The sequence below is a fragment of the bacterium genome, assembly GCA_040756715.1.
GTDB lineage: Bacteria > UBA9089 > UBA9088 > UBA9088 > UBA9088 > JBFLYE01.
Genome location: JBFLYE010000129.1, coordinates 7305 through 15671, shown reverse-complemented (window position 1 = coordinate 15671; position 8367 = coordinate 7305). Strand labels below are relative to the sequence as shown.

The 8367-nt window shown below is 34.7% G+C and carries 8 protein-coding genes; 6 read left to right on the top strand and 2 right to left on the bottom strand.

What is annotated here, in order from left to right:
- The 3 genes from AB1397_05115 to AB1397_05105 form a co-directional block, all read left to right on the top strand.
- The coding region (locus AB1397_05115; protein ID MEW6482364.1) for a glycosyltransferase at window positions 1-1379 on the top strand (1379 nt) is incomplete at its 5' end.
- Between the two features lie 28 nt (window positions 1380-1407).
- Entirely contained in the window at window positions 1408-3129 is a 1722-nt protein-coding gene (locus tag AB1397_05110) for a hypothetical protein (GenBank protein MEW6482363.1), read from the top strand.
- Entirely contained in the window at window positions 3102-4214 is a 1113-nt protein-coding gene (locus tag AB1397_05105) for a peptidoglycan DD-metalloendopeptidase family protein (GenBank protein MEW6482362.1), read from the top strand. The genes AB1397_05110 and AB1397_05105 overlap by 28 nt, the downstream gene beginning before the upstream one ends.
- 21 nt (window positions 4215-4235) lie before the next feature.
- Here the strand turns inward: AB1397_05105 and AB1397_05100 are convergent, their stop codons facing one another.
- Window positions 4236-5204 carry a hypothetical protein gene (locus tag AB1397_05100; GenBank protein MEW6482361.1) on the bottom strand — a complete coding sequence of 323 codons (969 nt, stop codon included), beginning with the start codon at window positions 5202-5204 and terminating at the stop codon, window positions 4236-4238.
- Window positions 5201-6190 (bottom strand): Holliday junction branch migration DNA helicase RuvB, encoded by a 990-nt coding sequence (gene ruvB, locus AB1397_05095; GenBank protein ID MEW6482360.1) that lies wholly within the window; start codon window positions 6188-6190, stop codon window positions 5201-5203. Before ruvB ends, AB1397_05100 begins: the two co-directional genes overlap by 4 nt.
- Before the next feature lie 95 nt (window positions 6191-6285).
- On the opposite strand from ruvB, the gene AB1397_05090 reads away from it, so the two are divergent.
- The 3 genes from AB1397_05090 to AB1397_05080 all read left to right on the top strand — a co-directional run.
- Window positions 6286-6501 carry a hypothetical protein gene (locus AB1397_05090; GenBank protein ID MEW6482359.1) on the top strand — a complete coding sequence of 72 codons (216 nt, stop codon included), beginning with the start codon at window positions 6286-6288 and terminating at the stop codon, window positions 6499-6501.
- The gene (locus AB1397_05085; protein ID MEW6482358.1) at window positions 6459-7496 is read left to right on the top strand and encodes a GDSL-type esterase/lipase family protein; all 1038 of its coding nucleotides are present in this window, start codon (window positions 6459-6461) and stop codon (window positions 7494-7496) included. The genes AB1397_05090 and AB1397_05085 overlap by 43 nt, the downstream gene beginning before the upstream one ends.
- Window positions 7484-8367 (top strand): carbamoyltransferase N-terminal domain-containing protein (locus AB1397_05080; GenBank protein ID MEW6482357.1); only part of this gene is annotated, 884 nt, incomplete at its 3' end. The genes AB1397_05085 and AB1397_05080, both read left to right, overlap by 13 nt.

Below are 8367 nucleotides of genomic sequence, written 5' to 3'. Positions count from 1 at the left end.
TTGATAAAATTGCAACAGAGAGGGATAAGTGGAAAAGGAAAAATAAATATTACTACCAAGAGATAGAAAGGCTGTTTAAATTTATTATCCCACCTAATTCATCAATTTTAGAAATTGGCTGTTCAACGGGAGATTTTATTGGCCAGCTTAAACCAAAAAGGGGGGTTGGAATAGATTTTTCAACCGAAATGATAAGGATAGCAAGAAATAAGTACCCCAAATATGAATTCCTTGTGGATGATGCAGAAGATTTACATATAAATGAGAAATTTGACTATGTGATTATGTCTGATCTTATTGGCCATTTGGATGATGTCTGGCAGGCATTTCGGGAATTGCAAAAGGTAACCAAGCCGGAAACAAGGATAATTATTACCTATTACAATTACCTTTGGGAGCCTATTCTAAAAATTGGTGAAATATTGGGTTTAAAGATGAAGGAATATCACCAAAACTGGCTTTGTTTAAGTGATATAGAAAACCTTTTGATTCTAAATGGCTATGAGGTAATAAGGTCTGGCTATAGGCTTCTTTTTCCTAAATTCCTTCCTCTTATTTCTTTTATTTTCAATAGGTGCTTTGCCTATCTTCCTTTGATAAAAAACCTCTGTTTGATAGAATATGTTGTGGCAAAAGAAGGGAGTAGAAAGATAGAATTAAAAGATTATACCTGCTCAGTAATTATCCCGACAAAAAATGAGGCGGGAAATATAGAGGGTGCGGTAAAAAGAACACCTAAAATGGGAAAAGAAACCGAGCTTATCTTTATTGATGGCCATTCTACGGATGGAACAATTGAAAAGATTGAGGAGATGATAAGGCTTTATCCAGAGAAGAATATCAAGCTTATTTTTCAAGATAGGGTTGGTAAGAAGGATGCAGTAATGAAGGGTTTAGATAGCGCATCAGGGGATATTTTATTTATCTTGGATTCTGACCTTACTGTTCCTCCTGAAGAGCTGTCAAAATTCTATCTTGTCATTTCCGAAGGAAAGGGTGAGTTTATCAATGGTTCAAGGTTGGTTTATCCATTAGAGAAGGATTCAATGAGATTTTTAAACAAGATAGCTAATAGAGCCTTTGGTTTAATGTTTTCATTCATTCTTGAGCAAAGGATTACAGATACCCTTTGTGGAACAAAGGTTTTATTTAAAAGGGATTATGAAAGAATTAAAGAAAATCAAAGATTTTTTGGGGATTTTGACCCATTTGGAGACTTTGATCTTTTTTTTGGGGCAGCAAAATTAAATCTTAAAATTGTTGAGATTCCCGTAAGATATAAACCAAGGACATATGGAAAGATAAAGATACAAAGATTTAGACATGGACTTTTGCTTTTAAGGATGGCTTTTATTGGCCTTAAAAAATTTAAACTATAGTTAACAGAGGGAAGGAGAAGCTAAAAATATGAGAAGATTGCTCCTTTTTGTCTTTTTTTATTCTTATCTCATCTACCCCTCTTATTATATTGGAGGGATAAAAACAAAATTTTTTCTTTTTTCTCTCTATCTTCTGCTCTTTTGGATTTTAACTAAGATTCTTCCAAAGCAAGAACCTATCTATATCTCTATTCCTTATCTTAAATATCTACTCATCCCTTTCTTTCTTGCCATACTCTGCCATCTATATTTCTGGATGCTTCCTATTCCAACATTAGAGGATTTTCAAACATATATTAATATTCCCGCCTTACTTCTTTCTAATATATATTTTTATATTCCTCGCTGGATTTTGGTTATTTCATCTGCTTTTGTTTTTATTATTACTTATCTTTACATCTCTGGAAAACAAAGAAAAATATGGCATCTTTTATTTATTTTTGGAATATCCCTTTCTATTTTTGTAATTCTCTTTCTTCCTCTTACAAGTATAGGTAAGCCAGACCCTCTCTTCCGCCATCCTCCCATTCCTAAGACCCTTTATCTTTTAGGATATATATTTTTTGGAATAAATGAATGGGTGGGTAATTTTATCCAGTTTTTCCTCCTTTCTTTAGCGGGAATATATGTGGGAAAGATAACCCAGCTTATTCTTTTGAAAAAGGATAGTTTTTCTTTTGTCTGTGGATTTTTAATTACCATATTCTTTCCAACACTTTTCAATTTCACAAACCTCTGTGGACTTGCACCAGGTGAGCTTTTCTTTACCACTGCTTCTTTCTATTATTTTCTCTGTTTTCTCTTGGATAACAAGGAGCAAAGTTTCTTTTACTCTATGTCTATTTTGGGAATAGGATTGCTTTATGAAAGAAAGATTTTGTTCTTGTTTCTATTTATCCTCCTTGTTTTGAGAATAAAGGGAAAGATATCAATCTCTGTTTTAAAATATTCCCTTATTCCCTTCCTTTTTGGTTTTCCATTTATCATCGTTTCTTATCAATATAGAAATGCAAATCTGTCCTTTTCTTGGATAGAAGATCCAGGGCTTCTCCTTTTAAATGCAAAACAAATTTGGGTTTCCCTTGGACCATTTATTACCTTGTTTGTCATTGCCTCCTTTTTCTTTTTAAAAAGATTTAGGGTTTTATTCCTCTCTTTTTTCCTCCTTTACTATATATTCATCTCATCAACATGGGGTTTAGGAAGTATTCGCCATGCTCAGCCATATTACCTTATCCTTGCTATTATCCTTTCCGTAGGGATTGCCCAACTAAAAAGAAGGTTGTTTCTCTTTTTGCTTATCCTTATTATGCTCTATCAGGCAATATTTTCTTCCTCCCCATTGCTCCTTAATCTATCTAATTATAAAAGCAGGAAATGGACTGCAGGCTTTGGTATCCTTCCTTATAGAAAGACAATTTTTTACATAAAAGAGAATCTAAAAGATAAAAAAATATATGCACCAATGGGTTGCGAACCTTCATACTTCTACCTTGCTAAATATAGAATAAAAGAGAGAAATTGGATAAGAAAGCCTTTTTTAAAAGATATGGATTTGGTTTCTTTATATAAATGGTGCAAGGAAAATAAGATAGCTTATATTGTTTTACCCCTTACAGGTGAAGGATATCTGGATAGCTGGGTAGATTCTTCTCTTTGCAAAGAAATCTATTCCGATAAAACATATTTTAAGCTTAAAAAAACATTCTTCTTTGGAGAAAATTGCCTATTTTTATCAGAAATAAGATAGGGCTATTTGTTTTGCTAATCCCTTTAATTGCTTTGGCAAGGATTGAGGATGAAAGGGATAGGCTTTTAAAAATTGAGGATGAAATTAAAAAAATAGAAACAAGCCTTAAAGCAACAAAGGAGAAAAAGGGAAAGGCTTTAAGCAGGATAGATAAAATCTCCAAAAACCAAAAGATAAAAAAGGAAAACCTTAAAAGTTTAGAAAAGGATATAAAAAAGATTTCAAAGAGGATAGAGATTACAGAGGAAAGAATAACAGGGCTTACGAATGAGATTTCTAAAAAAAAGAGGGGGCTTTCCATTGTAGTAAGAGGGCTTTTTGACTACAAAACATCCAAAAATCCATTTTGGGAAGATAAAGAAAAAGGGGAATTGTTAGGCATCTTGATAGATGACCTCTTTCTTTCAATAGAGGAAAGGGAATTAGAAAAAAAGAAAGAGGTTGTAAAAAAAGAAGGATTGGGTGTGGTTTTTAATAAAACAAAGGATGAAAAGAAAAAGGTTATCTCTGAGGTAAAAAAGCAAGAGTTGGAGATTGCCTTGCAAAACAAGGCTTTATCAGAAATAAAAAAGGATGAAGAGCAATTGCAAAAAAGGATAAATAAGCTAAAATCTGACCAGAAAAAGCTTGAGGCATTAATTAAAAGGCTTGAGGCACAAAGAAAGACAACAAGGGAAGAAAGACCTTCAAAGCCTGTAGGTTCCCTTATCTGGCCAACAAAAAGCAGAAATATAGCAAGGGAATTTGGAAGATATACCCATCCCAAAACAGGAACAATAATTTTCAACAAGGGCATAGATATATCCGCTCCTTTGGGCTCCTCTGTTTTTGCTGTCTCTAATGGTGAGGTTGTCTATGCCGATTATTTTATGGGTTATGGAAAGCTCATTATGATTGACCATAATGGCTCACTCTATAGCCTCTATGGCCACCTTGATAGCCTTAATGTAAGCACAGGACAAAAGGTAGCAAAGGGGGATGTAATAGGTTCGGTTGGAAAATCGGGGGATGCTGAAATCCCAACCTTGCATTTTGAGATAAGGCTGGATGGAAAACCACAAGACCCATTGGATTGGATAAGATAGGTGCAAGCTAAAGCTAAACAATTAAACAAAGGGATTTTTAGGAATTATCATCCATTTTTTAATATTTTCTTCTTTATCTGCTGTAATTTGGCGTTTAATTTCCTTTGATTGGATGGATAGCGTTGTCTTCCCATCACAATATTTTGCAATAATTTTAGAAGAGAAAACAAGCCATTCTTCATCAAATTCTCCCCTTCCTAAACCAAGGGGGCCATTTTCTGGCTCAAAAATAATATCAGAATCCAAAGCTAGCCCTTTAAGCCTTATATTTTCCATTTCATTTCTTCCAACCACAAGCTTAAAATATGGAGAAAGTCTGAAATGACGTCCTATCTTTAAAAGCTCAATATCATTTAAGCCAAAATTTGGGCTATGTTTCATTAGGTCCTTCATCCTAAAAGCAAAACCTGGGTCTGTAAGAAGGCATCCGCCTGCTGGTGTTGGATAATCCTTTATCCCAAATTCGCTTGCCAATTTTATCTGGGGTTTTCTACTCCTTCCGGATATGGCAAGCAATTTCTCCCTATTTACCCATCCTTCAATCTCTGGCTTTGTTTTAGCAAGCAATTTTGCCGAAAGTGGTCTTAAAACAAGGCCAGAAAGGCCAGATTCTTTTTCTATTAGCCTCATTACATCTTTTTTTTGAGACATTAGCCTTTCTCCCAATACCTCGCCAGTAATGATAAATTTAGCACCGATTTCTTCCATATAAGATTTGGCTTGTTTAAAGATAAGGATTTTGCAATCAATGCAGGGGTTTATATTCCTTCCATAGCCATATTTTGGATTTTTAAGCATCTTGAGGTAATCATCTTCCAATTTAACTATCTTAAGGGAAATCCCAAATCTATCAGCTATTCTTTCTGGATAGCTTCCTTGAAAGAATGGGCTTGTAAAATTTATGCAGGAAACCTCTATGTTTTGATTAAGGATAAGCTTTATTGCAAGGGTTGAATCAAGTCCTCCAGAGAGGAGGGCAAGGGCTTTCATTTTTTAAAAGAGAGATAATTTATTGCAGATTCTGTTGCCTTTCTTCCCTTTGGTGTTCTCTCTATAAATCCTATCCTTAATAAATATGGTTCATATACCTCGCTTATGGTGCTTTCATCCTCCTCTAAAGAGGCAGTCAGGGTTTTTATTCCAATAGCCCTTCCTTGGAATTTATTTATCAAAATATCAAGAATCCTCCTATCCATAGAATCAAGCCCAAATCTATCAACCTCAAGCCTCATTAGCCCTTCGCTTGCAATATCTTCTGTTATCTTTCCTTTCCCCTTTACCTGTGCATAATCCCTTATTCTTCTTAAAAGCCTATTTGCAATCCTTGGTGTTCCCCTTGACCTCTTTGCTATTATGCAAGCTGCATCTTCTTCTGTTTCTATATTCAAAATTTTGGAAGAGCGAAGAATAATGGAAAAAAGCTCATCTTCTGAATAGAAAGAAACAACCTCTGATATTCCAAACCTATTCCTTAATGGCGATGCAAGCAATCCCTGCCTTGTTGTAGCTCCAATCAGGGTAAATCTTGGAAGGGAGAGCTTTATACTCCTTGCAGATGCACCCTTTCCAAGCAAAATATCAATCCTAAAATCCTCCATAGCAGAGTATAAAAGCTCAGAAACAGCCTTGTTTATCCTGTGTATTTCATCAATAAATAGGCAATCAAATTCCTTTAGGGCGGTAAGAATAGATGCTAAATCTCCGGGACGCTCCAATATGGGCCCTGATGTGGAAAGAATGTTGCTTCCCATCTCTCTGTTTATAATCCCTGCCAGGGTTGTCTTTCCCAAGCCAGGTGGACCTGAAAAAAGGATATGGTCTAGCTGCTCATTCCTTTTCTTTGCTGCCTCAATAAATATCTTGAGGTTCTCAACAAGCTTGTTTTGGCCTATAAACTCAGAAAAATCCTTTGGTCTTAAGGAATTCTCGCTCTCCTTTTCCTCTATAAAAGCCTCTGGTGATGTTATTTCTTTCATATGTTTAAGGATATTATATCAATAAGCCTTTAAGATTGCATTAAATAAAGACCAGCGGTTGCAATTCAGACATTTTTATGTTATAATTTTGAAAAATGAAGAAGATTTTTGACAAATGGATTGAGCTTGCCCATAAAATAGGAAATTTCAATGCAAGGGTTATCCTTTCTATTTTCTATTTTCTCTTTATCACCCCATTTGCCTTATACATTAAGATATTTAAAGACCCTTTAAAGCTAAAGAAAAGAAATCAATGGATTGAAAAGAAATGGGTAAAGCCCGATATTTTAGAAGCAAGGAGGCAATTTTGAAGAAGAATCTCTTAATTAGCTTTTTCTCTATTATACTCCTCCTTTTCGGGTTGGAGCTAATTACAAGGATATATGCATATTCTATTGGAAAGGGCTTTATAGAAAAACCCAAGTCATTTATAAGCAGCTTTTTTACTATCTATGATTGGCCTGCTCCCTACAAAAAAGCAAAGTGGTATATATTCAAAAAAGGAGAGCAGATTGTTAAAAAAAAGGAAAAAAATGAAAAAAGGATAATCTGCTTTGGAGGTTCAACAACCCTGTATGGAGCACCTCCTCCATTTATCGAAAAAAGAGGGGCTTTTTACACAAGGGGTTTATCTTATCCTCAATGTTTAAAGAAGAAATTGCAAGATAAATATCCAAACCTAAAGATTAGGGTATTAAATGCAGGTGGAGATGGATTTTCCTCTGCCCATACATTGGTGAACCTTGCCTTAAGAAATGTAGAGCTTAAGCCTGACATTATCACTGTTTATCACAATATCAATGATTTGTCTTGTAATTACTACGGAAAGGAGATTTTATCTGATTATTCAAATAAATATTTAACCTTTGATTTCCTTACATATAGACATAGGACAGGATTTTGGGGAAGCCTAATGAAATACTCATTCTTAATGAGGTTTGTAAATTCAAGGACAGGATTTTTTAGGTTTAAGGATGTAGATAAAAATAGGGATTTTCATGCTGGAATGGAGTTTTTTAAAAATAATCTAATAAACATTGTAGCAATTGCAAAGGCAAATAATATCTTTCCTATTCTTATGACCCAGGGGGCAAAGAAATCACAAAGAGAGGATTTGGGGTTTAAATCTTACAATCAAATTATAGAAGATATTGCAAAAAAGGAAAATGTGGGGCTTATTAAAATAGCAGATTTTCTTGATGATGATAGCTATTTTGTTGATGAGGTCCATCTTTCTAGCAAGGGGGTTGAAAAGGTTTCTTCCCTTCTCTATGACTATCTCGCCTCAAATAAATGTATATATTAGGCATCTCTTGCTTTTACCACGATGCATCAGCCGGCCTCCTTAAAGATGGAATGTTGGTTGCCTGTTGTGAGGAGGAAAGATTCACCAGAAAAAAGCATGATTATGATTTTCCTATAAACTCTATCCTTTTTTGCCTTGATATGGCAGGAATAAAAGCTTCTGACCTAGATTACATTGTCTTCTATGAAAAGCCATTCATCAAATTTGAAAGGATTCTTATGAATTCTTTTCAAGTCTTTCCTAAGGGATGGAAGGTATTTAGAGAGGCAATGCTAACCTGGCTATTAGATAAGCTTTGGATAAAGAATATTATAAGAAGCAAATTGGGGGTAGATGAAAATAAAATTTTGTTTATTGAACACCATCTTTCACATGCTGCATCTTGCTTTTTTTGCTCGCCATTTGATGAGGCAGCTATATTAACCATTGATGGGGTTGGAGAATGGACAACCGCAACCATGGGAATAGGAAAAGATAAAGAGATTATTTTAAAAAAGGAGCTCCATTTTCCACATTCCTTAGGTCTTCTATACTCTGCATTTACAGCATTTTTAGGGTTTGAGGTGAATGAGGGTGAATACAAGGTTATGGGAATGGCACCATTTGGAAAGCCAAATTATGTAGATAAGGTAGAGAAACTTATCGCTCTAAACAATGATGGTTCATTTTCCCTTAATATGGATTATTTTTCTTTCCATTATTCACCAGATAAGACATTTAGCCCTAAATTTGAATCCCTTTTTGGAAAACCAAGAGATCCGAAATCTCATTTCTTTACCAAAGAATCTGGATTTCCCATATATTTTGGAGAAAAACCAGGAAATTTTGAAGAGCTTTGTGAAGAAAACCAATACTATGCTGATATAGCCGC